Raw genomic sequence first — 25,296 nt, 5'->3', positions numbered from 1 at the left:
GCCTGCACCGGGCACGGCTTTGGTTCTGCGTGCCCCAGGCACGACAAAGGCGGGCGCCGATTGGCACCCGCCCATAACGTTGCGATCACCTCCGGCGAAGCGGGGCGTGTTATTCTTCGACAGCAGCCGTGCTTGCCACACCGTCCGCGGGCTCGTCCGGCACGATGAAGCCTTCCGGTACGTCGGACAGGTCCGGCGCGGTGCCGTTGCCCAGCGATCCGGCAAAGACCAGCGCCCCCAAGGCGACGACGACGACGAGGACCCAGAAGAGGCCCGCACTGCCCGCGTCATGGACAGGCATGCCGTAGCCACGCCTTTGCTGCCATTGTTCTTGGTCAGACATCTCTCGAACTCCTCATGGTGGAAGTTCGACAATGCGCCCCTCGGGGCACGCCCGGAAGAACCGGCAAAACCCCGCGCAGGGTTTGGGCCGGTTCCCGCAACTTCGGCCCGAGTGCGTGGGCCGCTTTCCGCCACGTGTGCACGCGGCGACACAGGGGCGTCACACGCCCCTGCGTTCTGCCATGTTGCAGGCGCGAGGCCGAATGCGGCCCCGTATGAGTTATTGCTGAGTTTCGCCTTCGACGTTGTCAGCCGCGTCCTCGACGTCCTGGGCAGCCCCTTCGACGTCCTCGGCAGCACCCTCGACAGCGTCGGCCGTGTCTTCGGCAGCATCGGCGACGTCATCGGCCGCGTCATCGGACGTCTCGACAGAGACATTGACGTCCGACGGCTCCGAGCCGCCGATGAGGTCATCGCCGCCGCCGCCGCTGTCACCGAACATGACCCAGGCAATGACGCCCACTGCGACGACCAGCCCGCCGACGATGAAAGCCATCGTTGCGCCGCCTCCGCCACCGCCGGAATGCTGTGGCGGCGGAGTGTGGTTATTGTTGTTGTGATCGGACATGTCGGTTCTCCGTTGCTTCTGGATTCCGACACTTCAACGCCCGATATGCCAAGGCGGTTCCCCATCAGTGCGCGACCCCCGCGGCAACGCTTTCGTCGATGAACCGGCCCTCGTAGAACCGCTCCAGCCCGAACTCGGCCGTCAGCGGCGAATAGCCCTTCGCCATCAGCTCGGCAAAGCCCCAGCCGCTGCCCGGGATCGCCTTGAACCCGCCCGTGCCCCAGCCGCAGTTGATGAACACATTGTCGACCGGCGTCTTCGACAGGATGGGCGAGCGGTCGCCGGTCATGTCCACGATCCCGCCCCACTGCCGCAGCATCTTCAGCCGCGAAATCATCGGGAAGGTCTCGATCAATGCGCGCACCGTCTCCTCGATGTGATGGAAACTGCCCCGCTGGGTATAGTTGTTGTACCCGTCCGCGCCGCCGCCAATCACCATCTCGCCCTTGTCCGACTGGCTCATGTAGCCGTGCACCGTGTTGGCCATCACCACCACGTCCATGCAGGGCTTGATCGGCTCGCTCACCAGCGCCTGCAACGCCACGCTCTCGATCGGCAGGCGGAAGCCCGCCATGTCCGCCAAATGCCCGGAATGCCCCGCCACCACGATCCCAAGCTTGTCACAGGCGATATCGCCCCGGTTGGTGCTCACACCCGTGACCTTGCCACCCTCGCTGCGAATGCCCGTCACTTCGCATTTCTGGATCACATCCATCCCCATGGCCGAGCACGCCCGAGCATAGCCCCAGGCCACCGCGTCGTGCCGCGCGGTCCCGCCGCGCGCCTGCCACAGCCCGCCCAGCACCGGGTATCGCGGACCCTCCAGGTTGATGATCGGGCACAGCTCCTTGACGCGGCTGGGGCTGATGAACTCGGTCTTCACGCCCTGCAACGCGTTGGCATGGGCCGTCCGCTCATACCCGCGCACCTCGTGCTGGGTCTGCGCCAGCATGATCACGCCGCGCGGGCTGAACATGATGTTGTAGTTCAAATCCTGGCTCAGCGTCTCGTACAGACTGCGCGATTTCTCATACATCGCCGCCGACGCATCCTGCAGATAGTTCGACCGGATGATCGTCGTGTTCCGCCCGGTGTTGCCACCGCCCAGCCAGCCCTTTTCCAGGATCGCCACGTTCCGGATCCCGTGGTTCTTGCCCAGGTAATAGGCCGTCGCCAACCCGTGCCCGCCCGCGCCGATGATGATCGCGTCGTATTTCTTCTTGGGCTCCGGCGAGGCCCAGGCCCGCTCCCATCCCATGTGATATTTCAGCGCTTCTTTCGCGACGGCAAAGGCGGAATAACGTTTCATCAGGCGGGTCTCGCTCATGGCTTGCACAGTGTCGGGCCCGGGGGGATTCGCCCCCGGCCCTCGTCATTGCTCCCGTATGTATCAGACAGGGCGTATCGCCGACACCTCATGCGGCACGAATGGCGTGATTTGCGACACGCCGCCGACGATCCGCCCCTGCGACACCACGGGCGACCACTTGCCTCTTTCGGTTTGCCCGCCCAATCGTTAAATCACCCCCGAAGACAAGGAGATCATATGACATTCTGGGTGCTCGCCATCGCCTTGGGCCTCGCCTGCGCCGCCATCCTCGGGCTGGTGCTGATCCGTGGCCGCGTCGGCGACGCGCCGCCTGCCGCCTACGACCTCCGGGTCTACCGCGACCAGCTGAAGGAGGTTGACCGCGACCTCGCCCGCGGCGTCATCACCCCCGAGGACGCGGAGCGCACCCGCTCGGAAGTCTCCCGCCGCATCCTCGCCGCCGACGCCCAGCTTCAGGCCACGGGCACGGCCGGCGCCCAGCCCGCGCTGGGGGGCAAGCTCTTCGCCGCCCTCGCCCTTCTTGGCCTCGTGGGCGGGGCTGGCTGGCTCTACACGCAGATGGGCACGCCCGGCTACACCGACCTGCCCCGTACCGCCCGCCTGGCCGCCTCCGACGCGGCCCGCGCCAACCGCCTGCCCCAGGCCGAGGCCGAGGCGCGCTTCAACGCGTCCCAGCCCGTCACCCCGGACATGGGCGAGGCCGACCCGCAATATCTCGAACTCATGGACCGCCTGCGCGAGGCCGTCGAGAGCCGCCCGGACGAACTCCAGGGCTACATCCTGCTCGCCCGGAACGAGGCCGCGCTCGGCAATCTCTCCGCCGCCGCCAAGGCCAAGACCCGCGTGATCGAGCTCAAGGGCAACGCCGCCACCGCCGCCGACTATGCCGAGCTTTCGGACATGATGGTCTCCGCCGCCGGCGGCTATGTCTCGGAAGAGGCCGCCGAGGCCATCCGCGCCGCCCTCGCCCGCGACCCAAAGGAACCCCGCGCGCGCTACTACATGGGTCTCTATATGATCCAGGTCGACCGTCCCGACATTGCCTTCCGCACCTGGGACAGCCTTTTGCGTGAAAGCACCGCCGACGCCCCCTGGACCGCCCTCATCCGCCCCCGGATCGAGGAACTGGCCTGGCGCGCCGGCGTCAACCGCTACGAGCCGCCCGCGCAGAACGCCGCCCCCGGCCCCTCGCAGGGCGACATCGACGCCGCCGGGGACATGACACCCGAGGATCGCACTACCATGATCCGCGGTATGGTCGACCGCCTCGCCACCCGCATCGACGAGACCGGCGGCACGCCGGACGAATGGGTGCGCCTGTCGAACGCCTACGCCGTCCTGGGCGATTTCGACGCCGTGCGCGATCTCATCGCCCGCGCGCAGGACCGTTTCGACGACCCCACCGTGATCGACACCATCACCAACGCCGCCAAGCAGGCCGGTTACTCCGAATGATCGTCGAGGATTTCGCCGAATTCGCCGCCGCCCTGCCCGGCTTCCGCGCGCTGCTGGGCCTCGATCTCGGGACCAAGACCATCGGCGTCGCGTCTTCCGACGCGCTTCTGTCGTCGGCCAACCCGGTCGAGACCATCAAGCGCACCAAGTTCACCGCGGATGCCGACCGCCTGCTGGCCATCGCCGCCAACCGCACCGCCGCCGGGATCATCCTCGGCCTGCCCCGCAATATGGACGGCTCCGAAGGCCCGCGCTGTCAATCCACCCGCGCCTTCGCGCGCAACCTTGCCGCGCGCACCGATCTGCCCATCGGCTTCTGGGACGAGCGCCTCTCCACCGTTGCGGCAGAAAGAGCACTGATCGAGGCCGATTTGACCCGAAAGCGTCGCGCAGAGGTGATCGATGCCGTCGCGGCGGCGTATATCCTGCAAGGAGCGCTGGACCGAATCCGCCACCTGAAAGCCGAGACATGAACGACAGCCCCGTCTGGAACCGCAACGAGATCGAAAGCCCCTGCGTGCGCATCTGCGTCGTGCACCCCGAGGCGCGGATCTGCACGGGCTGCTATCGCACCATCGACGAGATCGGCCGCTGGTCCAAAATGACGCCCGGGGAACGCCGCGAGATCATGGCCGACCTGCCCGACCGCGCCGCCACCCTGACGAAGCGCCGCGGCGGCCGCGCTGCCCGACTGAAGCGCGGCTGAAACCGCCCGCACAAACGGTCTCCCTCGGCGCACCGAAAAATTGCAATTTTTCGGCCCGGAACTTTGCAAAATTCCGCTCGCTGAAGCGCTACGACACCCGCGACCTGTCAGGATAATGCGCGGACGATTGCACCGGGACAAACACTTCGCGCGGTCCTTTCATCCCGGAAAATGGCGAAACGCGCACTGTCGCAATACCACTTGAATACCGACGCGATACCGACGTGCCGATTTCGCCCTCTCGTCCCGAATTAACCTTTGAGTCGCGTCCCTTACGGCGCGGTCAGCCACTGATCCCCCAGGATCGTCCATTCGGGCCTGAAATAGACGATCATACGCCCCTCGTCCGGCGCCTCCGCGCCGTCCTCCCACGGGGCCACGCCATGCAAGGCCAGCCGGTGCACGACATAGGCCTCCCCCGGTTTCGCCGGCAGCAGAACCCTCTCGCAGGTGTCGAAAACCTCGCGACGCGCGGCCTTGTAGATATCCGTCAGGTCGACCCTGTCCCAGGCCTCGGGCGGCACGCCTTGCAAGGCCTCGGCAAAGGCCGCGCGCATCACTTTATGGCTGCCTTCCCAGACACTTAACGGGCTGGCCCCGTCACCGCATTCGGTCAAAGGAAGCCCCAGGATATAGGCATGCCGCTCCTTCAGGAACCGCCGCCTGTCCGGCCCCTCCAAAAGCAATCCATCCACATGCGCCGCATCCCGCCGCAGCCTGTACCCGAACGCCGCGTCCCCCTCGCCGTCCTTCGGCCTGGGGTATCCGGGATACATCACTGACACCTGCCCCCGGTGCAACGGCAGGCGGCGATAGAGCGCCGACATCGCCGCCCACGCCTCTCCCGTCAGCGGCCCGGACTGGCCCACCGCGCCATCGGGTGCGTTGGGCAGCGTATCGACCCCCACGAACCAGGTGCCTTCGCAATACATCCAGCGCTGCTCTTCCGGTGCCTTAACCCTCTCTTTCGCAACAGAAAACGCCGCCTCGGCCCAGGCGGACACAGCCGGATCGAACGCGAACCGCGCCCAGCCTTTCTCCAGGAAATCCTTCACGCGGCAACCCCCGTCACCTGCGCCAGCGCCTCCTCCACCAGCGCCGTTCCGGCCCCCGGTTTCGTCGCGCCTTCCGACAACACCCGCCGCCACGCCCGCGCGCCCGGCTGACCGGCGAACAACCCCAGCATATGCCGCGTCACCTGGTGCAGCTTACCGCCTGAAATCAAATGATTTTCGATGTATGGCAGCATGGCATGCACCGCGTCCTCGCCCGTCCGGTCCGGACCCTTGCCGCCGAAGACACGCCGATCCGCCGCCCCCAGGATCTCCGCCGGCCGATGGTAAGCCGCCCGCCCCAGCATCACGCCGTCGAACCCGGCCTCCAGGTGACCCACCGCCTCGTCCAGCGTCTCCACCCCGCCGTTGAGCGAGATGTGAAGGCGTGGAAACCGCTCTTTCATGCGCGCCACAAGAGCGTAGTCCAATGGCGGTATGTCCCTGTTTTCCTTGGGGCTCAGCCCTTGCAACCACGCCTTGCGCGCATGGATGGTGAACCGTCGGACACCCACCGCGCTGACCCGCTCGAGGAAGTCCGGCAACACCGTCTCGACATCCTGGTCATCCACCCCGATCCGGCATTTCACCGTCACCTCGGTGTCCACCGCCCCGATCATCGCCGCGCAGCATTCGGCCACGAGATCCGGTTGCTTCATCAGCACCGCACCGAAGGTCCCCGACTGCACCCGGTCGCTGGGGCATCCGACGTTGAGGTTGATCTCGTCATACCCCGCCCCGGCCCCCAGCGCCGCCGCCTGCGCCAGTTCGTCGGGCTCCGATCCGCCCAGTTGCAGCGCGACCGGATGCTCCTCCGCGGCATGGTCCAGCAGGTGCAGCGCCCCACCTCGCACCAATGCCGGCGCGGTCACCATCTCGGTGTACAGCAAGGCGTTCCGCGACAGTTGGCGATGCAGGAACCGGCAATGACGATCGGTCCAGTCCATCATGGGTGCCACGGCAAGCCGGGATGCGTATTTTACATTTTTTTTCATATATTTAGACAAAACCTCAACTTGCAGACACTGGCAGGGATTTGAATTGATTCCCGGAGGTTTTCCTCCGTTTCCCTGGATATTCCAAGATCACTTGCTACCGGGTAGCAACATACGCCGCCCGCGTCACGTCCGAACCAGAGCCCCACCAAGTACGAACTGTCGGGCCGATTTCGGAACCGTCTCAAATTACCTAGCTCGGCCGATTTTCGACCCGATCGGTACGACACCAAATCCTCGATGTTCAGCAAGAGAGGGGACAGTAATGTCTCATACTACCCAAGTTAGCTCGACAAATTTTCTCAAGCAAATCTCCCGTGAACGCGCAGCGGGCTCTCCCTTTCCCGCACACGTAGGAGGGCCCACACGAGCGCGATCTGCTGACGGGTCCAGCAAAAGCAAAAAGAGTGCGGAGCGAAATCCGGATCACAAACAACGTGCTCAGACTTCGAAAAAGGAGTATCGCCTGCCTGCGGCAGGAGACTGTTCGACCGAGCCCTTCATTTCGGCTCGCACTCCAAAGGATGGTCTACCGAGATACTGCGGGCAAATTCGTCGTAGAACCGACGAGGGACCAATCAATGTAAGCAAGACATTCTCAAGCCTTGAGGACGCCAAGAAGTGGAGAGATGACACCTTGGCCCAGATACAACTCGGCCTGCTCGCTCCCAGGCAAAACGACGATCCGGAAACAGGCCCCCGAGTATGCGATCTGATTCAGAAGAGGAAGGACAAGGGACGAAGCGTCGATAAGACTGCGACGCAAAATCTCAATTTTCTGATCAATCACGAACGCTGTCAGATCCCTGCATCAGCGATAGACCTGAAATGGTTCCAAGACGTCGCAGAGGATCTGCTCAAGTTGGAGATGATGCCGCAAACAGCGGCGACCTATATGACGATGCTTGCTTCATCGCTGAAGTGGGCAGCTGAACGCGACGAAGACGTGCCCTATGGCGTCGTCGTTCGCGCAATGAAAGTCTTGTGGCATGACGAAATCCTGGCACGGTCCGAAGCACGTGAACGGCGTCCCACGCTCGACGAGCTTGACCTGATATTTGACGCGGTGCTCGCAAACAAGAGGCAAAAGATTCCGGTCGTTGTAATAAGTGTGATTGCCATATTCTCCTGTCGCCGCCTCGGCGAAATCTGCCGTCTTCGATGGAGCGACCTCAACGTCACACATCGGCTTATCCCAAAATCCAAACCGCCAAGCGCCACGTAGGAGAAAACGGTGAACGCAAGCAGGTACGCCCATATCGCTGCAATATCGAAGGGAACAGTCATCATGTGTTTCCCGGCCTATCGAGATTTTCATCCGGACGCGCCGGCAAGCATCTGCCGACGCCACCGCGCCGAACCCTCTGCGTTCGCGTTCGCAGCTAAGCCCCTCATACCTATTGATCTTGCATTGCGATCGCGTCCACACCCCACCGGGCTCGCAGATAGCCACTCAGGTCTTCCAATTCCGCCTCCGCCAAGGTGGCGTCAAACGCGGGCATTTCCTGCATCCTGAGATGTCCGCTCAACTGCCGGGCCGGAATGCCTTCTCGGATCACACGCTGCAGGTTCAGCGGATTGTCCAGCATCAACGTAGTATTGCCCACCATCGGGACAGAGCCGGAGGGCTGGCCGCTCCCGTTGGTACCATGGCAGCCGGCGCAAAGCCCGACATACAGCCGGTGCCCCTCGGGGTGCGCGTCGATGGCGTCGGGATCGGAGGGCGGCTCGGACGGCTCCGGCATGTCTTGCGCCAGGTAGGCCGAGACCGCCTCGATATCGCGCTCGGGCAGGTACTTGGTTGAATGGCTGAGCACCGGAAACATGCGGAACGTCATCACGCCCTGCGGCGACAAACCGGTCGAGAGGAACTGCGACAGGTCCGCCTCGGTCCAGCCCCGGCCGGCCAGCCCCTGCGGCGTGATATCGGGGGCGACGGCGCCTTCGATCACAGTGCCGCCCAGATGCTCGCCCGTCTTGGCAAAGGCGAAGTTGCGGGGCGTATGGCATTCGCCGCAATGGCCCAGCACATCGACCAGATATGCCCCGCGTCCGGTGTCGGCCAGCCTGTCCCCACCCGACAATCCGGGGCCCGGCTCCTCTGGCGGGTCAGGCCGATAGATCAGGTTCCAGAAGGCGATCAGAGGTCGAATGTTGAACGGAAAGGCCATGTCGGCATCGCGGTTCGGCTTCTCCACCGGGCCCTGCGACATGAGATAGACGTAGAGGGCGTCGATATCCTCGCGAGAGACGGCATGGTAGGAGGTGTAGGGCATGGCGGGATAGAGGCGCCGACCGCCGGGCGCGATACCGTAGACCATCGCTCGATAGAGATCGTCGGGTGAATAGTCACCGATACCGTGGGTCTCTGACGGGGTGATGTTGGTGCCGTAGACCGTGCCCATCGGCGTTTCCATCGGCGTGCCCCCGGCAAGCGCCAGCCCATCCTCGCTCTCGTGGCAGGCGGCGCAATCGCCGGCCTTGGCGACGTATTCGCCCAGTGAGACCATCTCGGCCCTTGCCTCTTCATCCAGCGCCTCGAGATCGCGGCTGGCCGGCGGCACGGGCCCCGCCCCGGTGAACCCGAAAAAGATGACCACGGCAACGATGACGCCAAGCAGAACGAGCCCGGCCAGGACGCGAAACAGGGTGCGCATCAGCTTCCCTCCGCCCGGCCGTCGCCGATCGTCAGGCCGGGTGTCGCCAGGATCACGTCCCGTGTCGCCTCGAGGTAGCGGACATAGCCGGTGCAGCGGCAGATATTTTCGTTCAGCGCCTCCAGCACGACGCCCTCGACGTCTTCCGCCGGCACCGGATCGACTTCCAGCCGCTCGACCAGGGCCTGCGCGGCGGCGACGAAGCCGGGCGTGCAATAGGAGCACTGGAAGGAGAAGTGGTCGAGAAACGCCTGCTGGACCGGTGTCACCGCGGTGACATTGCCGTCCGCATCATGCTCGGCATGCCCTTCGACAGTCCGGAAGGCGCGTCCGTCGGCCCAAGCCACACCGGTGACACAGGCCGGCACCACCCGTGCGCCCCGTGGGCCGTCATGGATGACGGCGCAGGCGCGGCAGACCCCCTGCCCGCAGCCATAGCGCGTGCCGGTCAGGTTGAGGTATTCCTGCAGGAACTCCAGAAGCATCAGGTCTTCGGGCACCTCCACCGGCTCGGTCTCGGTGCCGTTGATCGTCATGGAAACGGTCATCATGGCGCTCATGCCGTGGCCTCCTTAATCCTTTCGGGCGTGATCGGCGTGCGGTCGAACCTGTGGCCGATGGCATGATGCACGGCGTTGCCGATCGCGGCCACCACCGGGATCATCACCACCTCCGCAATGCCTTTCGGCGGGTCGGTGGGCGACAGGGGCTCGAGCACCGTGGCGCTTTGCGCCCAGACCGCGACATCCTCGGCGCGGGGCAGACGGTAGCGGCTGAAGTTCCAAGTGCCGTTTCCGGGGCCGTCTTCATACGGCGGCATCTCTTCATAGAGCGCGTGGCCGATGCCCATGGCGATGCCGCCCTGTATCTGCCCCGAGACCAGCTCGGGCACGATTTGCCGGCCGCACTCCAGCCAGGACCGGTGGTTGAGCACCTTGATCTCTCCCGAGCCGGGATTGACCGAAAGCTCTACCAGCGTCGCGCAGGGGGCATAGTAGGTGACGGCGGCATTGTTGCGCTGCGTGGGCGGGTATTCGACACGCTGGCGCGGTTGGAAGGCATAGCCCCCATCGGTCATGTCCGCCCGCTTCCCGGGATCGGCCCCCTCGCCCCAGCGGACGGACAGCGCGTCGATCGGAGCCTCGAACCGCTCGCCTTCGACCTCGAATTCCGCCCGGGCCCAGGCCCAGCGATTGAACGTGTGCACCGTGACGCCGGTGATGTAACCCCGCTCGTGGGCGCGGCGCGCCAAGTCTTCAAGCGGAAGCGGATTCAACCCGCCGGCCACCAGATGCCCGTCGCGCCATTCCGCCTCTTCCCGGCGCACGTACAGCGGGCCCGCCTGCCCGCCACCGATACCTTCGCGCCAGAAGCTGAGCGCGGCTTTCCACAGGCCCAGTTCGAAAAGCAGCCGCGCCGCTTCCGTGGTGGCGTGGGTGAAGTAGTAGGCAGAGTTCGAGGCGCTGCGGGGCGACGTGATGCGCGGCACCCAGCGGGGGTTTTCCGCCAGCCTGTCCTGCGTGTCCTGGCTCATCGTGTAAGGTTCGTTGTTGGCCTCAAGCGGCAGGCTGGGCCAATCCGTGACGGCGAAATCGACGGTGTCGGCCGGTTTGCCAAGATGCGCTTCGGTCACCAGCATCTGCGACGTCGTCGCACCGCAGCCGATTTCCGAGGCCACGTGCCGCATATGCAGGTGGCCGTCTGGCGAGAGCTCGAGCTGCACGAGAGCGGCCTCTGCCCCGGTGCCATAATCTTTCTGCACGCAGGAGAAGCCGACACCATAGTGATAGCCCGGGTTCTCGGCTTCGAACGCTTTCTTTTTCTCGGCGCGTTCGGTCCAGATCGGGTCGGCCGCGGCGGCTTCGAGCATTTCGGCGGCCCGCAGGTGCCCGCCCGGAATGGCGCCCTGGGTGTTTTTGTTGCCGGTGCGGAAGGCGTTGATCCGGCGCAGCTCGATCGGGTCGCGCCCGAGATCCTCTGCCACCTCGTCGACCATCAGCTCCATCGCAACCATGCTTTGCAGCGTGCCGTAGCCGCGCATCGAGCCGGCGGTCGGCGCCCGCGAGGCATCGACCTGCACGGCGAGATCGCTTTTCGGAAGATAGTAGATGGATTGCAGCGCCGTCGCGGACACCTGCCCGACCGAGGGGCTGAAATTCATCACCCCGCCGCCATCGGCCCGCTGGTCGGCGGCCAGACTGCGAAACTCGCCCGTTTTGCGGTCGACGGCGAGCGTAATATCGGTGTCGAACGGATGGCGCTTCAGCGCACTTTGGAAATGCTCCCACCGGTCGAGGGCCAGCCGTACCGGGCGCCCGTCGCCGTAGAGGGCCGCCATGGCGACGTAATACGGATGAACGTGGTGCTCTTTCTGGCCATAGCCCACGGTATAGCCGGGATGAAAACGCAGCTCGGTCAGATCGAAACGGCTGGCGCTGACCATCCTTTCGATGTGGTCGGCATTGGTCCAGGGCGACTGGGTGCCCGTCACAACGTGAAGGCGGCCCGTGGCCGTATCGTACCACGCGTTGCCGTTATCGGGCTCGAGCGCCGCGGGATCGACATATTGCGAGCGATACTTGCGCCGGTAGACATTCCAGCCTTCGGGGGGATTTTCCAGCTCAGACCGCAACTCCCCGGCCAGGGCCATGGCCTTGCCGCCGACATCGCCTTCGCTGTCTGCGTCCGGCCAATCCGCCTCGCCGTTTTCGAACCCTGCGAATATCGTGCCGTTCCTGAGGGGCGAGAAACGATCCTCGGCCTCCCGCGCCTCCCCGCCGATCCGGACGTACCGGGTGGCGCCATAGGGCGTGCGCGCCGGCGGTTCGGCCGCATCGCCCCAGATCAGCGCGTCCTCGTTGAACTTGAACCTTGTCCGCGCCGCGCGGAACCGCGCGTAGTCGTGGTAAACCAAAAGCGCCACAGGCTGCCCCAGGTAGGCCGGCACTTTTCCCTCTTCGAGAAAGAACGCCCCGTAGAAGTCCGGCTCGACCATCTCGACGCCATCGTTGCGCAGTGTCTCTGCCGTCACGACGGCGTCAGGGCGCAGCTCTTCGCCAAGCGGGTCGAGCATCACGCCCTCGAAGATCCGATCCGCCCGAGGCACCCGAATGAGAAAGGCGTGGGCCTGTTCGTCCGGCCAGTCGGGCATATCCTTGGCCCGAATATCGACCGCAAAGACCTTGTCCCCGGTCACCTTGGGAATGCCATCCTGGCGAAAGCGGACATTGCCGCTTTCACGCCATCCGGGCGGCTGTGTCTGTCGCTCGGTCTGAAGACCGGCCAAGGCTTGGTGAAGCGGGGTCACGCTCACTGCCACGGCAGTTGCGCCCCCTTTCAGGAATCCCCGTCGCGACAAATGGTTCATGAGAGCCTCCAGTACTTCAACGCACAGGCTTTCGATCACGTTCCATGTTGATTGAAGGACTGGCTATTGAAGCCGTTCAAGAGGATCGGAAGGTCAGTCGGCTCAGGAACCGGCGGGAGACGACCTGCCCGGACTGGCGATCCACTCCCAAACCGCCTTGGCCACGTTTTCTCTGTTGCCCGAGGCCTCTACCCTCTGCCAGTCAACCGGGCCCGTATCCTTTTCCACCTGCTTACGCACCACGGAAGCGTCGGCGTCAGAGGCGTCGCCTTCCCTTGCATCAACCCTCCGCGTCAATGCCTCGACCGGCGCGTCGAGCCAGATGCCCGTGAACGGCACCCCTGTCTGCGCGGCCAGGTCTCGTGCGTGTTTCCTCTCGACCGGGGTCAGGAAGGTGGCATCGAGGATGACGCTCTGCCCGGTCGCCAGAACGGCCGCCGCACGCGCCGCGAGACGATCGTACACGGCATCGGATGCCGCTGCCGTATAGGCGCTCTCCGGCAAGCGGTCTTCCGGGGCTACGCCGGCAAGCGACTTGCGCTCCAGGTCGCTCCGCAGGTGCACGGCCCCCGGCATCCGGCCGATCTGCGGCGCCAGGCGCCGGCCGATCGTCGACTTGCCGGATCCGGACATCCCGCCGATCGCCACGAGCCGTGCCTCGCAAGGCTCCAGCGCGGCCAGGCCCGTCTCGAGATACCCCCGGGCCTGTGCCCGAACCTCCTCTCGCTCACCGGCACCGGTTTGCACCGCCACCATCGCCCGGATACCGGCGCGCAACGCCACAAAGAGAGGAAGCGCGGCCAGCCCCTCATCCTGCTGCCCCTCATTTGCATGCAGCCACGCATTCAGAACGATGTTCCCCTGCCGGCCGAGGCCCCGGTTCAGCAGGTCCATGACCAGAAAGGCCAGGTCATAGAGCACGTCGCAGGTCCCCAGCTCCTCGTCGAACTCGAGCGCATCGAAAAGAACCGGCCGGCCGTCGATCAGCACGAGATTGTGCAGGTGCAAATCGCCGTGGCAGCGCCGAAGATGGCCCCCGGCGGCCCGCTCCCGCAAAAGCGCCGCGACCCGGCCGAACTCGGCCTTCGTCATCGTGATGAACGCATCCGCCTCGCCGACGCCAAGCTCATCGCGCATGGCCCCGAACGCGGTCTCCAGCTCCTCGATGATCGCTTGTATCCGGTCGGCGCCGTCGCCCTCGCGCAAAGGCGCATCGGCGTGGTAATCCGCGATGGATCGGCCGAGATCATCCGCCAGGGCATCGCTCAACTCGCCGCGGGCCGCGACAGCCGAAAGCTCATTCTCCTTCGGAAAACGCCACATCCGCAGCACCCATTCCACCGGGGCCCCCTCCCCGTCCAGCTCCAGACGGTCGCCGTCACGTGTCACCGCCACGACATCGCGATAAATCTGAGGCGCGCCCGGCCGGTTCAGGTCCAGTTCGCGGCGCAGCATCCTTTCGCGCGTCTCGAGCTCGGTGAAATCGAGGTAATCGTAGTGGACGGCCTTCTTGATTTTCAGGGCCGTATCGCCATGCAGGAATACATGCGCACCATGCGTTTCGACGTGATCGCTCCGACTTCCGCCGTCACCTTCGTGACGGCCGAGAAAGGCGATCACCTTGTCCTGTGTGTCCTCTGCCATGCCAATGCTCCGCGACAATCAGGAATGGGGCCTCAAAACGCCTCCGCAAGGTCGTTCGACGCCTCCCTGCGATTTTTGCGCAGTCAGCATATCGAACGCGCTGAGAAAGCAAGTTTCGCTGAAAGGTTTCTCGATATGATGACAAGCCCCGCGCGTCCCGGAAAGATGCTCCGGCAACGCCATGTCATCTGCAAGCAGCAGAACCGGACAGGCATTGTCGGCAAGCCGCGTGGCGATGGCCAGGGAGGCATCCCGCTCTGCCAGCCCGATGTCGAGAACACCGGCATCCGGAACGGCAATGTCGATGCTCCGCTCGGCCAGTTCGGCCGTCTCGCAGACGATCACCGGATCGCATCCACGCGCCTCCAGGATCGATGCCAGGTCAAGGGCGACGACGCTTTGGTTTTCGAGGATCAGGACTCTGAGCGAGGACATGGAATTTCCTTTCTCCCGGTTTTCGTCCATAAAGGTAATCAGTGTTCCCGGCTGCACCTAACGAAACGACCTTCGACTGCGCTGGTTTCCGCTCGGCCGCATTCCGCGGGCCGCGCCCCGTTGATGGAACATCGCCACGCCGGGGAAGGTTGGGGGTGAAAGGAAAGGCCCATGTCAGACACCCCCGACATCACGAGACTGAAGGCAAGCCACGGCGACTGGATCGGCCCGGAGGAACTTCACGACATCCTCGCTGAAGAGGGATACTCCGCCGGCACGCGCGAGCAGTATCTCAAGTCGATCCTGACCGAGCTGAGCAAGATTGAATCCGATCCCGCGGATAACAGGGAAAAGCGTGAAGCCCTGATGCGGGAGGTGCGGAACATCCTGTCACAAGAACAGGGTAAGCAGGGTCAGACCCCGATGTCGGACGACGTCTGAGGCGCTTCGGGCCAAGCCAGCAGTTCAATCAACTACAAAGCCGGTCCATTCGGAATTCGAAAAATACCCGGCCGGGCCGCATATCGCGACCCGACCGGATCGAAAGCATTACTCGATGACCGCACAGTCCGTTCAGCGGCGTCGCCGGACGGTTGGCTCTCGTAGTTATCCGCCCCGCCATGGATGACAATGGCGCGGCCCGAACCATCGGCCTCGCCGCCGATCGACACGGCAGTGTTCAGAACCTGCGCGATCAGCTTGCCGTCAGCTGAAACATACTGGTTCGGCATATCGCCGCTATCCGCCCCGCCTTCGACCAGCAGGCCGTGCTCGGTGTCACCGGCGTTGCCCGCCTGCGGATTTGAACCCGCTCTCGGTATCGCACACCCCTTCCTCGTGGATGTGAAACCCGTGCCAGCCATCGGCCGGTAGGTTCTGCAAGTCGACCTCGATCAATGCGCCGGACGGGGTGCCGGTCAGCGAGCCGGCGCTGCTGGCTTCAGCATCGGTGTCTTGCCAATTCTCGTCCGTCATTGGGAACCAACAGAACAGAGCCACGGATGTTCCTCACTCCCGTTCCAACCGCTGGAACATGCCGAGACGAGCCTGCCCTGCCCAAGCCCCATATCGCATCACGTGGACTCAAGCAGGGATTCCCCCATCACTGCCGCCATCACCACGTATATCGGTGTGCTGGTTTCGTCCCGCACAGTCACCACGTAGTTTGCTCGTTCTCCATCCGGCAAGTCATCACGGATGATCAGTGAAAGCTCTCGCATGGCGGCTTGCTTTGCTTCGTCCTTGGTTTTGTAAGTGACACCATAATCGTCGACAGAGCGCTTTCGTCCGTCATTCACATCGAAATAGAAGTGGGCCACTTGGCCTCCTTTTCTCCGGGTCACTCATTCCTCTGGCGCCGTCCCGGCCCGGCATCTTCAGATTGGCCTTCCGAGGTGGAGATACGTCGCGTCGAAATCGCTGTATTCCGCTACTGCGTCAAAGTCATGCAGGCCGATCTCGCGGTCCTGCTGGGTGATCAGTCCCCTGTCACGCAGCTGGGTCATCGTGCGTTGAACATGGACCTGCGTAACCCCCACCAGATCGCCCAGCGTGGTTTGCGTGAATGGCATTCGAAACCGGTCATTCTCGGCCAGTCCAACGGCTTCCAGCCGCGTGTAGAGTTCGCAGAACAAGTGGGCGAGTTGCTGGTCCGTCCGGCGCCGACCAACGTTCACCAACCACTCGCGCAGCACCGCCTCGTCGACCAGCGTCGCCCACCAGCAGGCCCGGCTGATTGCCGGGGAGGCCGCCAGCATCTGCAAGACGTCGTCCCGCGACACGCGCGATACCCGGCTTTCCTGCAATGTGCCGATGGAATGATCCATGTGGTCGAGGATCGCGACATGCAAGTCACAGAAGTCGCCCGGCAACAGAAGCGCCAAAATAGCCCGACTGCCGTCCGGTGTGATCTTGTAGCGGCAGGCAACTCCTGACTCGATCACGTGTACGTATTCGGTGATCTCATGCTCCTTGATCAAGTCGGTGTTGGCCGGGACGCAGCGAGAGGTCAGGGCGATCCGCTCGAGGCGCTCCATGTCCTCGCCGGAGAGCGCCGCACCGTTGCGCAGCTTGCGCGTCAGAGCGCTCACATCTTGCATTCGATGGTCCTTACAGCGGCCAGCAGACAGTGACCCGGTAGCCGCCATTCGTATGACTTTGACCACGCTGCAGACCACCCCCCAAGAATAGGGAGAGATCCCGGGTCAGCGATCGTCCATGTACAGTGGAGTCGGTGCCTCGCTTGCACTGGTTCGACCTGCCAGCCCTCGGGCCGACCCCGTCATCTTCCACCTCGAGAGTAGCATTTCCGTCCCCACAAGCATAGAGCCGGACATGAACCGTGCCGTGGCGCTGTTCCGGGAAGGCGTGCTTGATCGCGTTGAGCACCAGTTCCTGCGCGATCAGGATGACGATCGTATGCTGGCTTTGTGCCATCTTCAGCCCGGGCTCGGCCTCGACCACGATACGAATATGGCCGTTGCAGATGCGCTGCCACTGTCGTGCCATGCTGCCAAGCAGGTCGGCCGTGTCGCCCTGCGCGCCTTCGCGCGTCAGGCCGTGCAGCCTGCCGAGCGTTTCGACCAACTCGCTGACCCAGCTCAGCGCCTCGCGCGCCTCGGCTGTCTCGGCTTCCTGCAGGCTGCGACTGACAAGGCTCGACAGGATCTGAAGCGTGTTGGCATGCCTGTGCTCCGCTTCGTTGAGCAGCAGCAACTCCTGCTCGTTTTCCCGGTCACCCGTGCCGGTAGAGGTATTGGACTCCAAGTCGATTTCTCCTGGATGTTGACTGTTGTACGCGATTACGCCCGCTCCGAAACGGCAAAGCGGCGGACTGGGAAACAGGAGATGACGAGGCAGCGCGTCCTCTCATCCTATCCGGGTATGTCCTGAGACCGCGACAACATAGGGTTGCTGGCGCGGCGGAAATTCCGGTCCGGCAAACTTCCGCGACATCTGGCGCCGTCTGCCCGCGTGCCGGAACATCGCCGCGTCCGTTTCGCGATCGACATCACGACCATCCACCCTCGCGCGCAGGAGGTTCTTGCGGAAGTGCCGCGGCAAACAAACCCGGCAAGGCGCATGATCAAACGCAACCGGGCCCTGGCGATCGCGGTGCCCCCGCTGACTCCTCTTCGACGGGAGTGGCATGATCTCAAGTTCGGCCGCGACCTGGTCTGGACCGAGGACCGTTATCGCCTCCGGGACTACAAGCTCCGCAAGACCCGGCATCGTTCCGGTCGAGAAGAATACCCCGGTTCCATTCACCCGAGCGTGCAGCACTTTGTCGATGCGCGCCTGCTTCAGGATGATGACCCAAAATATCTCGAAACCCTGCGCCAGATTGCCGAGCAGCAGGAATGGCCGCTGTTTGTCCATCCCGATGGCACGCTCGTTGCCGCGAATTACGTGTCGCAGGTCTGGTCCTCGGCGTTCGGAACCGGCGCTCATATCTGCCGATCCATCGTCTACGACGTGGTGTTTGCAATTAGCGAGGATGCGACGCTCGCCGGCATGCTGATGAACGATCACACGTCACGGCAAGCCCGGAAGAAATACACCGGAGATTGGGCGAAGCAGGCCGCGCTTGCGGCCGCCGGGAAAGAGATCGACGACATCTTTGATGAATTTTCAATTCTCTGATCTACACGAGTTGCAAGAGTCGTCCGGCTCCCAAACGCAGAAGATGCCGTCCCCTTCCCGCATCACCTTGTCGTCTTAGGTGAATTGCCCTCGAACCGAGATCGAACTGGCGTTCAAAGATACCAGTTCATTCCCACCGATCCTGCAGGACCACATGTAGGACAGGGCCGACATCATCAAGGTGTTAAGAAAATTCGATCATGTCTCAGTCCGGGTCAGAAAACTACGGACCTGTTTTCGGATAAGCGAGATCCTTGCCAAAATCAAACATGTACCTCCCCTCGTCTCCGGCCTGGACCATCGCAATTGAAGGATCTAACCGACAAAAGTTAGAGAATTGTGGGTAATGGCGCCAACTTGGCAATGCCCGGTACGCCAGCTACCCGGCATGGCCTTCCCGTGTCGCGACCCCGGATTCAGAGGATTGAAATCCGGTGCGGCGGACCGCCTCCGGCCCTGCGATCACGGAAAAGGAGCCGTCGGATTCCAGGATGACGGCAGCAACCGTCTCCGGGTCGCGCTGCCCTTCCGTGCGCACAATTGTCTCGAGTTCCGCTTCGGTGACCCGGGCGCGCTTCATCGCACGCGGCAGGACCTCGCCATCGCGCAGCAGCAAGGTCGGCTCCGAACGGACGATGCGCGCGAACGAGGTCGAACGCACGGACAGGGCCGTCACGCCGTATTGCAATGCGATCAGCAACAGCAGCGCCGTCACGCCCTCGGCCAGTGCGACGTTCTTGCTGAGAAGGATGGTGGCGAGAGTCGACCCAAGAGCCACGGTAACCACCAGGTCGAACGCGTTGAGTTTCGCGAGGGTCCGTTTGCCGGACGTCCGCAACGCGACGACCAGCACCGCATAGGCAAGGGTGCCGACGATCGCGGTGCGCAGGATCCCGCTCCACCCCTGAAACAACATGCCTGACCAATCCATGATTTTCTCCATTCGTGACGCATTTGTGCTGTCTACCTAACCCTCTTGCACCGCTAAGACAGTTTTTCACCTGAACGCAGGGCGCAGACGGGCTGGAACATTGGAACATCGCGGCCGTTGACTCCCCAGCACCAACGCGGAGAAGTCTCATGAATTATCCGAAGCCCCCCTTTACCGAGCAGCCCCAGGGCACGCCCGGCCATACCGATCAGATGGAGCCGCGCCCCGACCACGGCGAAGACAGCTACAAGGGGTCCGGCAAGCTTGAAGGCATGGCCGCCCTCGTGACCGGCGGCGACAGCGGCATCGGCCGCGCGGTGGCGCTGGCCTACGCGCGCGAAGGCGCCGACGTGATGATCTCCTACTTGGAAGAGCACGACGAGGCGCATACGACACGCACCTTGGTGGAAGACGCCGGTCGGCGGGCCTATGTCATGCCCGGCGACATCCAGAGCGGCGATCACTGCCGGGCGCTGGTGCGCGACACGCACGAGGCCTTCGGTCGGCTCGACATCCTGGTGAACAATGCCGCCCACCAGATGCATTTCGACACGCTGGAGGACATCCCGGACGAGGAGTGGGAGATGACCTTCCGCACCAACATCCATTCGATGTTCTACCTCTGCAAGGCCGCCGTCCCGGTGATGGAAAAGGGCGGCACGATCATCAATACCGCCTCGATCAACTCCGACAAGCCCAACCCCGGCCTGCTGGCCTATGCCGCGACCAAGGGCGCGATCCAGAACTTCACCGTGGGGCTGGCACAGATGCTGGCGCCGCGCGGCATCCGCGCAAACTGCGTGGCGCCCGGCCCGGTCTGGACGCCGCTGATCCCGGCGACGCTGCCGAAGGACTCGGTGGCCCATTTCGGCGAGGACAAGCCGATCGGCCGCCCCGCGCAGCCCGCCGAACTCGCCACCGCCTACGTCATGCTCGCCGATCCGCTTTCAAGCTACACGACCGGCGCCACGGTGGAGGTCACCGGCGGCATTCCCATGATCTGACCGATGGCTGTCGTGACCCCGGCGGGTTAGGCCAAATGGCGCCGACCGTTGCCGGCGGTCACACCGCCATCGACCGGCAACGCGACGCCGGTGACGAATGGCAATCAGGAGAGGAGACCATCATCGTACGACCCAATGACGTCCTGACCGAAAATTCAGCCCGTCGCACGCTGACGCGGTGGCCCCACGGCCTCCGCCCTAACAATACCAAGGAGGTTCCCATGACCAATCCATCCCAACACTTGCGCCCTGCCCGGCTGCTGCTGCTTGCCTCGGCCATGTCGCTCGGCCTCGCCAACGTGGCACAGGCGCAGGACGCCGATGCGCAGGCGAGTTTCATCAATGCCGAAGGCACGGAGATCGGGACGGCAACCCTCACCGGTACACCTTCGGGGGTGCTGATCGAGCTCGACCTGGCCGAGCTGCCGCCGGAAACCTGGCATGGCTTCCACATTCACGAGACCGGGGAATGCGATACCCAGGGCGGCTTCAAGTCCGCGGGCGGGCATCTCGCGGTTTCGAGCAACGATCACGGCTTCTTCACGGATGGCGGCCCTCATGCCGGTGACATGCCCAACCAGTATGTGGCCAGCGATGGCACGCTGAAGGCCCAGGTGCTCAATCATCAGGCAATGCTGGGCGGCGAGCAGGACAATCTGTCAGGCCGTGCGCTGATGCTGCACAGCGGTCCCGACGACTACGAGAGTCAGCCATCGGGCGATGCCGGCGAGCGCATCGCCTGCGCCGTCATCGAGTAACCCTTCGGCCACCCCGGCGCCGGTCCTTCAAGGCACGGGGTGGCCGCCACCGGGACGATTGCACCACGCTTTCGGCTCGGAATTCGGCGCCATATTCCGACGATGACCTGCCTGCCTTCAGCAGGACCAGAAGCCGCCATACGAAACGGTCGGCCCCCGGGTCATCGAGAACGTCAGCCGCGTATCGAAGCGGGATGCATCAACCGAGTCGAGCGTGATATCCAGGCCCTCGGTCGTGAAGACCGTACCGTCCTCGCTGCCCTTCAGCGAAAGGATGACGCCGTTCAAACTGACACTCGCCGCATTTCCGTCGGCCGTGGCGAGCATGACGGGATCTTCGGTGAGGGTGCGACGGAAACGACAGGTCTCGCCCACGGGCCCGGCATCTGCCGGCAATGGGGCGAGATCGAGTTCCGACAGCAGCGTGTTGTTCAGCGCGTCGTCCAGCGTACCGTTCCGGGGCGCCGGATCTTCAAAGACCTCCTGCACCACCTCGCCCGCATCCAGATCGGCGACAAGGGCCCGCATCTCGGATATCTCCTTCTTCTGGGCCTCGGCGATGCTGGCCGCCAGCTTTTCCACCCGGGCATCTTCGATCCCGGCCCGTTCCGATGTCATGATGGCGATGGAATGGTGCGGTACCATCGCCCGCATGTAGCTTTCTCCGTCAACCGTGGCCTGGCTGCGCACCAGCCAGAGAGACAGGCCGAAGACGACAACGCTGCCTGCAAAAATGCTGATGTTGACGGTGCGGCTGGGATACATGGAGGCCATGAAAGCCAGCATGACGAAAGCCATGGTCGCCCCCATCAGGATGGCCGTCCAGAGCCGGGTTTCGCTGAAGAAAACATGCTCGAATGCGTAGGTGTTCAGATACATGAGCACGAACATGACGACCGTTGAGGTCAGGATCATCAGGGCGAAGCGGATGTAGGTCATGCGGCTCTCCATTCTTGGCATACCGGGCTCAAAGCAGGCCCGGGGGGTGTCAGCACAGGCACCGAACGGTCGACACATGACCGCTCGAAGTTCGATCGGGACAGGCATCAGCTCAGGGCATGCAATACGCGGCTCCTCGGACCGGTCGTTGCGTCCAAGCACGCCAGGATCGCATGGCCCGCATGTGCCGCCCAAGGGCTTTCAGTCGCGAGACCAGTCTTCCAGAGCTTCCACGACCTCGGTTCCGATACCGCGCGCCTTTGCCGACCGCAGCGGACACGGGCGTTTCAGACGTGCCGCCATATCGCCCACATGGAAGCCGTCGGGGCGGCTCAGGTCCTGCAACTCGGCCCAGGTAACCGGCACCGCGACCGCGGCGCCGGGGCGCGCGCGGAGGGAATAGGGGGCGATGGCGGTGGCGCCGCGCTCGTTGCGCAGCCAGTCGATGAACACGCGCCCCTTGCGTTTGGCCTTGGACATGGTGGCGGTATATCGCTTCGGGTGCCGCTCCGCCAGCACGGTGGCGAAGGTCTTGGCGAAGGTTTTCACCGTCACCCACTCGCTGATGCGGCGCAGCGGCACGATCACGTGCACGCCCTTGCCGCCCGTGACCATGGGCACGCTGTCCAGTCCGCAGGCGCTCAGGCCCTCGCGCACCTCTTGCGCCGCTGCCTTCACCTTGGCGAAGCCGAGACCCTCGTCGGGATCGAGATCGAACACCATCCGGTCGGGCCGTTCGATCCGGTCGCGGCGTGCACCCCAGATGTGGAATTCCAGCGTGCCCATCTGCGCCGCGCCAAGGAGGCCTTCGGGACCGGAGACATACATGTAATCGGCTGTATCGCCGTCCTTTTCCTCGATGGGAATGGATTTGACTCCCTCGGGAAAGCCCTTGCCGGCGTGTTTCTGAAAAAAGCAATCGCCCGCGATCCCATCTGGGCAGCGCAACAGCGCCAGGGGGTGGTCGGCGGCGTCATCGAGCATGCGGTCGGCCACCCGGGCGTAGTGTTCCGCAACCTCGCCCTTGGTCAGCCCCGCATCGGGATAGACCCTGCGCGAGGTGCTGGAAATGCGGACGCCGCCGATGGTTTTCTCGCCGTCGGCACTGTCGTTCTTCGCTTCGGCGCTGGCACTCACGTCCTTGGCCTCCTTGTCTTCGCGCAGGCCCTTGTAGACGCCGTGGCGTATTCGGCCTTCGCTGGTGAACTCGGCATAGTCCGCCTCGACGACCAGCCTTGGCGTGACCCAGCGGGCGCCCGCTGCCTCGTCGGGCAGGTCTTCGTCAAACGGGGCTGTCTTGCGGGCAAGGGGCTTCAGGGCGGCCATCAGGTCCGCCATGTCTTCGCCGTCGAACCCGGTGCCGACGCGACCCCGGTAGATCAGCGTGCCCGCCTCAAAGCTCCCTAGGATCAGCGAGGAAAACGGCCTGCCCTTCTTGTCCGAGGGCGACCATCCGGCGACCACGAACTCGGCCCGGCGGATGCACTTGGACTTGATCCAGCTTTTGCTGCGACCGCCGCGATAGGGCGCGTCGATGCGCTTGGAGATGAGGCCCTCCCCGCCGGCCTCGCAGATGGCGGCAAGGGCGGCGGCACCATCGCCCTCGATCACCGGGCTGAGGCGGAGCGGCCCGCGGGGCGGCTGCCCGTCCATGAGCCCTTCCAGCGCCGCGCGCCGCTCGGAGAGCGGCTTGCCGGTCAGATCCTCGCCATCGAGGGCAAGGATGTCGAAGAGGTAGCAGGTGAGCGGGTCGCCCGCCTTCAGTGCCTTCTGAAGCGTCGAGAAATCCCCTCCGCCGGCCCCGGCGATGACTTCCCCGTCGATCAGGGCCGAGCCACAGGCCAACGCCGCCGCCGGTTCGCAGAGCGCCCCGAAGCGGTCCGACCAGTCCTTGCCGTTGCGCGAGTAGAGCCGCACCCCGCCCTTGCCCACGGCGATCACACAGCGATAACCGTCGAACTTGGCCTCGTGCTGCCAGCCCTCGCCGTCGGGCGGGGCGTCGCGCAGGGTGGCAAGCTGGACCTTGCGGAAGCGGGGCAGCGGCTTGGCGTGTCTCGCGGGGGTGGCGGCTTGTTTGCCCCCGGCGATGGCACGCATCGCCCGGCCCGTGGTCACCGAGGTGCGGTGCTTGTTGGTCAGTGCATCGGCGGTGCGCCCGGCAAAATCGTCGCGTTCCTTGATCATCAGCCAGTTCTCGCGTTTCTCGCCCTTTTTCCCGCGCATCCGCACCAGCGCCCAGCCGCCTTTCATCCGCGCGCCGTGCAGCCGGAAATGCAGCTTGCCGTCCTTCAGGCCCTCCTCGGGATCGTGCAGAGGTTCCCACCAGCCGTTGTCCCACAGCATGACGGTGCCGCCACCGTATTCCTCTTTCGGGATGGTGCCCTCGAAATCGCCATAGGACACCGGGTGGTCCTCGGTGCGCACCGCGAGGCGCTTTTGCGACGGATCGGTCGAGGGGCCCTTGGTCACGGCCCAGGACAGCAGCACACCGCCCAGTTCCAGGCGAAAGTCGTAGTGCAGGCGGCTGGCGTCATGTTTCTGGACAACGAAGGACAGGCGCTCGCCGCCGGCGTCGACAAGCTCGGCGCGGGGCTCCGGCGTGACGTCGAAATCCCGCTTCTCGCGATATGCGTCCAGGGATCTCACGAAGCCTTCTTGCGGCGGGTGGACTTGCCGCCCTTGCTCTGCTTCAGGCTCTTCTTCAGCGCATCCATCAGGTCGACCACGTTCTCCGCCTCGGCGCCGCCACCGTCATCGGCGGCCTTCGCGCGGGGCGTCTTCTTCGATTTCATCTTCGCGGCGATCAGGTCCTTCAGGGCCGCCGCGTAGTGATCCTCGAAGGCCGAGGCATCGAAGGGCGCGGTCTTCTTGTCGATCAGCTGGGTGGCGACCTCGAGCAGTTCCTCGTCCGAGGCGTCATCCTCGATCCCGGAAAACAGCGGGTCGGCGTCGCGGATGTCCGCCTCGTAATGCAGCGTCTCCATCAACAGCCCGTCGCCGCAGGGGCGGATGGCGCACAGGTATTCCTTACCGCGCATGGTCAGCTGACCGAGACCCGCCTTCTTCGTCTGCCGCAGGGCATCGCGGACCACGCGATAGGCATCCTCCGCAAGCTCGTCGGAGGGCACGACGTAATAGGGCCGGTCGAACCAGATGGGCGCAATTTCCGAGGTCTCGACGAACTGGACGAGTTCCAGCGTCTTCTTCGTTTCCAGCTTGATCGCGTCGATCTCGTCCTTGTCGAGCAGGATATAGTCCCCGTCCTCGGTCTCGTAGCCCTTCATGATGTCATCGTTCTCGACGGGGCCGACCCCCTGAACCGTCTTCTGGTAGCGCACGGGCTTGCCCGAGGGCTCGTGGATCTGGCGGAACGACACGCGCGAAGAGGAATTGCGGGCGGAATGGATTTCCACCGGAATGGACACCAGCGACAGGCGAAGCTGTCCTGTCCAGAGAGCGCGTGATGCCATG

General features: G+C 64.2%; 27 protein-coding genes. 8 read left to right on the top strand and 19 right to left on the bottom strand.

The window, feature by feature from the left end; genetic code table 11:
- Positions 1 to 109: 109 nt before the first annotated feature.
- The 3 genes from ACQY4V_RS05250 to ACQY4V_RS05240 all read right to left on the bottom strand — a co-directional run bounded on the left by ACQY4V_RS05250 (position 110) and on the right by ACQY4V_RS05240 (position 2,219).
- Positions 110 to 343 carry a hypothetical protein gene (locus tag ACQY4V_RS05250; protein ID WP_428515833.1) on the bottom strand — a complete coding sequence of 78 codons (234 nt, stop codon included), beginning with the start codon at positions 341 to 343 and terminating at the stop codon, positions 110 to 112.
- Positions 344 to 562: 219 nt separating this feature from the next.
- Positions 563 to 910 carry a hypothetical protein gene (locus tag ACQY4V_RS05245; RefSeq protein WP_428515832.1) on the bottom strand — a complete coding sequence of 116 codons (348 nt, stop codon included), beginning with the start codon at positions 908 to 910 and terminating at the stop codon, positions 563 to 565.
- Between the two features lie 64 nt (positions 911 to 974).
- Complete coding sequence (locus tag ACQY4V_RS05240) at positions 975 to 2,219, bottom strand: sarcosine oxidase subunit beta family protein (protein WP_420558869.1); 1,245 nt, start codon at positions 2,217 to 2,219, stop codon at positions 975 to 977.
- A gap of 237 nt (positions 2,220 to 2,456) precedes the next feature.
- Here ACQY4V_RS05240 and ccmI point away from each other — a divergent pair, with 237 nt between their 5' ends.
- From ccmI to ACQY4V_RS05225, 3 genes are read left to right on the top strand one after another with little or no spacing between them, the layout of a single operon-like run.
- Positions 2,457 to 3,695, top strand: a complete 1,239-nt coding sequence (ccmI, locus tag ACQY4V_RS05235; protein ID WP_428515831.1) for a c-type cytochrome biogenesis protein CcmI — start codon at positions 2,457 to 2,459, stop codon at positions 3,693 to 3,695.
- The gene (ruvX, locus tag ACQY4V_RS05230) at positions 3,692 to 4,168 is read left to right on the top strand and encodes a Holliday junction resolvase RuvX (RefSeq protein ID WP_428515830.1); all 477 of its coding nucleotides are present in this window, start codon (positions 3,692 to 3,694) and stop codon (positions 4,166 to 4,168) included. Before ccmI ends, ruvX begins: the two co-directional genes overlap by 4 nt.
- Positions 4,165 to 4,401 carry a DUF1289 domain-containing protein gene (locus ACQY4V_RS05225; RefSeq protein WP_428515829.1) on the top strand — a complete coding sequence of 79 codons (237 nt, stop codon included), beginning with the start codon at positions 4,165 to 4,167 and terminating at the stop codon, positions 4,399 to 4,401. Before ruvX ends, ACQY4V_RS05225 begins: the two co-directional genes overlap by 4 nt.
- 272 nt (positions 4,402 to 4,673) lie before the next feature.
- Here ACQY4V_RS05225 and ACQY4V_RS05220 read toward each other — a convergent pair whose 3' ends face one another.
- Both ACQY4V_RS05220 and dusA read right to left on the bottom strand, forming a co-directional pair.
- On the bottom strand, positions 4,674 to 5,456 hold the full coding sequence (locus tag ACQY4V_RS05220; RefSeq protein WP_428515828.1) for a hypothetical protein: 783 nt from the start codon (positions 5,454 to 5,456) through the stop codon (positions 4,674 to 4,676).
- Positions 5,453 to 6,403 carry a tRNA dihydrouridine(20/20a) synthase DusA gene (gene dusA, locus ACQY4V_RS05215; protein ID WP_428517168.1) on the bottom strand — a complete coding sequence of 317 codons (951 nt, stop codon included), beginning with the start codon at positions 6,401 to 6,403 and terminating at the stop codon, positions 5,453 to 5,455. The genes ACQY4V_RS05220 and dusA overlap by 4 nt, the downstream gene beginning before the upstream one ends.
- Before the next feature lie 682 nt (positions 6,404 to 7,085).
- Here dusA and ACQY4V_RS05210 point away from each other — a divergent pair.
- A complete protein-coding gene (locus tag ACQY4V_RS05210; RefSeq protein ID WP_428515827.1) occupies positions 7,086 to 7,673 on the top strand; it encodes a hypothetical protein in 588 nt (195 codons plus the stop codon).
- A gap of 172 nt (positions 7,674 to 7,845) precedes the next feature.
- On the opposite strand, the gene ACQY4V_RS05205 is transcribed toward ACQY4V_RS05210, so the two are convergent.
- The 5 genes from ACQY4V_RS05205 to ACQY4V_RS05185 form a co-directional block, all read right to left on the bottom strand.
- Positions 7,846 to 9,105 carry a c-type cytochrome gene (locus tag ACQY4V_RS05205; RefSeq protein WP_428515826.1) on the bottom strand — a complete coding sequence of 420 codons (1,260 nt, stop codon included), beginning with the start codon at positions 9,103 to 9,105 and terminating at the stop codon, positions 7,846 to 7,848.
- Positions 9,105 to 9,665, bottom strand: a complete 561-nt coding sequence (locus ACQY4V_RS05200) for a (2Fe-2S)-binding protein (RefSeq protein ID WP_420423944.1) — start codon at positions 9,663 to 9,665, stop codon at positions 9,105 to 9,107. Before ACQY4V_RS05200 ends, ACQY4V_RS05205 begins: the two co-directional genes overlap by 1 nt.
- Positions 9,662 to 12,472: a xanthine dehydrogenase family protein molybdopterin-binding subunit gene (locus ACQY4V_RS05195; RefSeq protein ID WP_428515825.1), complete on the bottom strand. Its 2,811-nt coding sequence runs from the start codon at positions 12,470 to 12,472 to the stop codon at positions 9,662 to 9,664. Before ACQY4V_RS05195 ends, ACQY4V_RS05200 begins: the two co-directional genes overlap by 4 nt.
- A gap of 102 nt (positions 12,473 to 12,574) precedes the next feature.
- A complete protein-coding gene (locus ACQY4V_RS05190; protein WP_428515824.1) occupies positions 12,575 to 14,116 on the bottom strand; it encodes an AAA family ATPase in 1,542 nt (513 codons plus the stop codon).
- 18 nt (positions 14,117 to 14,134) lie between these two features.
- A complete protein-coding gene (locus ACQY4V_RS05185) occupies positions 14,135 to 14,608 on the bottom strand; it encodes a hypothetical protein (protein WP_428515823.1) in 474 nt (157 codons plus the stop codon).
- Between the two features lie 114 nt (positions 14,609 to 14,722).
- Between ACQY4V_RS05185 and ACQY4V_RS05180 the strand changes: the two genes are divergently transcribed.
- A complete protein-coding gene (locus ACQY4V_RS05180) occupies positions 14,723 to 14,992 on the top strand; it encodes a hypothetical protein (protein WP_103761808.1) in 270 nt (89 codons plus the stop codon).
- Positions 14,993 to 15,024: 32 nt separating this feature from the next.
- Here ACQY4V_RS05180 and ACQY4V_RS05175 read toward each other — a convergent pair whose 3' ends face one another.
- The 5 genes from ACQY4V_RS05175 to ACQY4V_RS05155 all read right to left on the bottom strand — a co-directional run bounded on the left by ACQY4V_RS05175 (position 15,025) and on the right by ACQY4V_RS05155 (position 17,317).
- Positions 15,025 to 15,282 (bottom strand): superoxide dismutase family protein, encoded by a 258-nt coding sequence (locus tag ACQY4V_RS05175; RefSeq protein WP_428515822.1) that lies wholly within the window; start codon positions 15,280 to 15,282, stop codon positions 15,025 to 15,027.
- A gap of 46 nt (positions 15,283 to 15,328) precedes the next feature.
- A complete protein-coding gene (locus ACQY4V_RS05170) occupies positions 15,329 to 15,526 on the bottom strand; it encodes a superoxide dismutase family protein (RefSeq protein ID WP_428515821.1) in 198 nt (65 codons plus the stop codon).
- Positions 15,527 to 15,624: 98 nt separating this feature from the next.
- Positions 15,625 to 15,870, bottom strand: a complete 246-nt coding sequence (locus ACQY4V_RS05165) for a DUF6894 family protein (RefSeq protein WP_428515820.1) — start codon at positions 15,868 to 15,870, stop codon at positions 15,625 to 15,627.
- A gap of 57 nt (positions 15,871 to 15,927) precedes the next feature.
- Positions 15,928 to 16,650 carry a Crp/Fnr family transcriptional regulator gene (locus ACQY4V_RS05160; RefSeq protein ID WP_428515819.1) on the bottom strand — a complete coding sequence of 241 codons (723 nt, stop codon included), beginning with the start codon at positions 16,648 to 16,650 and terminating at the stop codon, positions 15,928 to 15,930.
- Positions 16,651 to 16,660: 10 nt separating this feature from the next.
- Complete coding sequence (locus ACQY4V_RS05155; RefSeq protein WP_428515818.1) at positions 16,661 to 17,317, bottom strand: ATP-binding protein; 657 nt, start codon at positions 17,315 to 17,317, stop codon at positions 16,661 to 16,663.
- Between the two features lie 207 nt (positions 17,318 to 17,524).
- On the opposite strand from ACQY4V_RS05155, the gene ACQY4V_RS05150 reads away from it, so the two are divergent.
- Complete coding sequence (locus ACQY4V_RS05150; protein WP_428515817.1) at positions 17,525 to 18,193, top strand: hypothetical protein; 669 nt, start codon at positions 17,525 to 17,527, stop codon at positions 18,191 to 18,193.
- A gap of 379 nt (positions 18,194 to 18,572) precedes the next feature.
- Here the strand turns inward: ACQY4V_RS05150 and ACQY4V_RS05145 are convergent, their stop codons facing one another.
- A complete protein-coding gene (locus ACQY4V_RS05145) occupies positions 18,573 to 19,124 on the bottom strand; it encodes a DUF421 domain-containing protein (protein WP_428517166.1) in 552 nt (183 codons plus the stop codon).
- 149 nt (positions 19,125 to 19,273) lie between these two features.
- Here ACQY4V_RS05145 and ACQY4V_RS05140 point away from each other — a divergent pair, with 149 nt between their 5' ends.
- On the top strand, positions 19,274 to 20,128 hold the full coding sequence (locus tag ACQY4V_RS05140) for an SDR family oxidoreductase (RefSeq protein WP_428515816.1): 855 nt from the start codon (positions 19,274 to 19,276) through the stop codon (positions 20,126 to 20,128).
- Between the two features lie 221 nt (positions 20,129 to 20,349).
- Positions 20,350 to 20,886, top strand: coding sequence for a superoxide dismutase family protein (locus tag ACQY4V_RS05135; protein ID WP_428515815.1), 537 nt, complete (start codon positions 20,350 to 20,352; stop codon positions 20,884 to 20,886).
- A gap of 117 nt (positions 20,887 to 21,003) precedes the next feature.
- Here the strand turns inward: ACQY4V_RS05135 and ACQY4V_RS05130 are convergent, their stop codons facing one another.
- From ACQY4V_RS05130 to ACQY4V_RS05120, 3 genes are all read right to left on the bottom strand, one after another.
- Positions 21,004 to 21,825, bottom strand: a complete 822-nt coding sequence (locus tag ACQY4V_RS05130) for a DUF305 domain-containing protein (RefSeq protein WP_428515814.1) — start codon at positions 21,823 to 21,825, stop codon at positions 21,004 to 21,006.
- 201 nt (positions 21,826 to 22,026) lie between these two features.
- On the bottom strand, positions 22,027 to 24,471 hold the full coding sequence (gene ligD / locus ACQY4V_RS05125; RefSeq protein WP_428515813.1) for a DNA ligase D: 2,445 nt from the start codon (positions 24,469 to 24,471) through the stop codon (positions 22,027 to 22,029).
- Positions 24,468 to 25,295 (bottom strand): Ku protein, encoded by an 828-nt coding sequence (locus tag ACQY4V_RS05120; protein WP_428515812.1) that lies wholly within the window; start codon positions 25,293 to 25,295, stop codon positions 24,468 to 24,470. The genes ligD and ACQY4V_RS05120 overlap by 4 nt, the downstream gene beginning before the upstream one ends.
- Between the last annotated feature and the right edge of the window lies 1 nt (position 25,296).

It is taken from the genome of Roseovarius sp. (assembly GCF_965277045.1).
GTDB lineage: Bacteria > Pseudomonadota > Alphaproteobacteria > Rhodobacterales > Rhodobacteraceae > Roseovarius.
Note: the sequence above shows the minus strand (reverse complement) of the source record. Positions and strands in the feature narration are given on the sequence as shown.

Bases quoted from the DNA above. Each gene is read 5' to 3' on its own strand.
- ACQY4V_RS05205 (WP_428515826.1), bottom strand. From the start codon at position 9,105: ATGCGCACCCTGTTTCGCGTCCTGGCCGGGCTCGTTCTGCTTGGCGTC.
- ACQY4V_RS05130 (WP_428515814.1), bottom strand. From the start codon at position 21,825: ATGACCTACATCCGCTTCGCCCTGATGATCCTGACCTCAACGGTCGTC.
- ACQY4V_RS05195 (WP_428515825.1), bottom strand. From the start codon at position 12,472: ATGAACCATTTGTCGCGACGGGGATTCCTGAAAGGGGGCGCAACTGCC.
- ACQY4V_RS05240 (WP_420558869.1), bottom strand. From the start codon at position 2,219: ATGAAACGTTATTCCGCCTTTGCCGTCGCGAAAGAAGCGCTGAAATAT.
- dusA (WP_428517168.1), bottom strand. From the start codon at position 6,403: ATGATGGACTGGACCGATCGTCATTGCCGGTTCCTGCATCGCCAACTG.
- ACQY4V_RS05170 (WP_428515821.1), bottom strand. From the start codon at position 15,526: ATGACGGACGAGAATTGGCAAGACACCGATGCTGAAGCCAGCAGCGCC.
- ccmI (WP_428515831.1), top strand. From the start codon at position 2,457: ATGACATTCTGGGTGCTCGCCATCGCCTTGGGCCTCGCCTGCGCCGCC.
- ACQY4V_RS05120 (WP_428515812.1), bottom strand. From the start codon at position 25,295: ATGGCATCACGCGCTCTCTGGACAGGACAGCTTCGCCTGTCGCTGGTG.
- ACQY4V_RS05180 (WP_103761808.1), top strand. From the start codon at position 14,723: ATGTCAGACACCCCCGACATCACGAGACTGAAGGCAAGCCACGGCGAC.
- ACQY4V_RS05140 (WP_428515816.1), top strand. From the start codon at position 19,274: ATGAATTATCCGAAGCCCCCCTTTACCGAGCAGCCCCAGGGCACGCCC.
- ACQY4V_RS05225 (WP_428515829.1), top strand. From the start codon at position 4,165: ATGAACGACAGCCCCGTCTGGAACCGCAACGAGATCGAAAGCCCCTGC.
- ACQY4V_RS05250 (WP_428515833.1), bottom strand. From the start codon at position 343: ATGTCTGACCAAGAACAATGGCAGCAAAGGCGTGGCTACGGCATGCCT.
- ACQY4V_RS05135 (WP_428515815.1), top strand. From the start codon at position 20,350: ATGACCAATCCATCCCAACACTTGCGCCCTGCCCGGCTGCTGCTGCTT.
- ACQY4V_RS05245 (WP_428515832.1), bottom strand. From the start codon at position 910: ATGTCCGATCACAACAACAATAACCACACTCCGCCGCCACAGCATTCC.
- ruvX (WP_428515830.1), top strand. From the start codon at position 3,692: ATGATCGTCGAGGATTTCGCCGAATTCGCCGCCGCCCTGCCCGGCTTC.
- ACQY4V_RS05190 (WP_428515824.1), bottom strand. From the start codon at position 14,116: ATGGCAGAGGACACACAGGACAAGGTGATCGCCTTTCTCGGCCGTCAC.
- ACQY4V_RS05175 (WP_428515822.1), bottom strand. From the start codon at position 15,282: ATGCCGAACCAGTATGTTTCAGCTGACGGCAAGCTGATCGCGCAGGTT.
- ACQY4V_RS05160 (WP_428515819.1), bottom strand. From the start codon at position 16,650: ATGCAAGATGTGAGCGCTCTGACGCGCAAGCTGCGCAACGGTGCGGCG.
- ACQY4V_RS05200 (WP_420423944.1), bottom strand. From the start codon at position 9,665: ATGAGCGCCATGATGACCGTTTCCATGACGATCAACGGCACCGAGACC.
- ACQY4V_RS05145 (WP_428517166.1), bottom strand. From the start codon at position 19,124: ATGGATTGGTCAGGCATGTTGTTTCAGGGGTGGAGCGGGATCCTGCGC.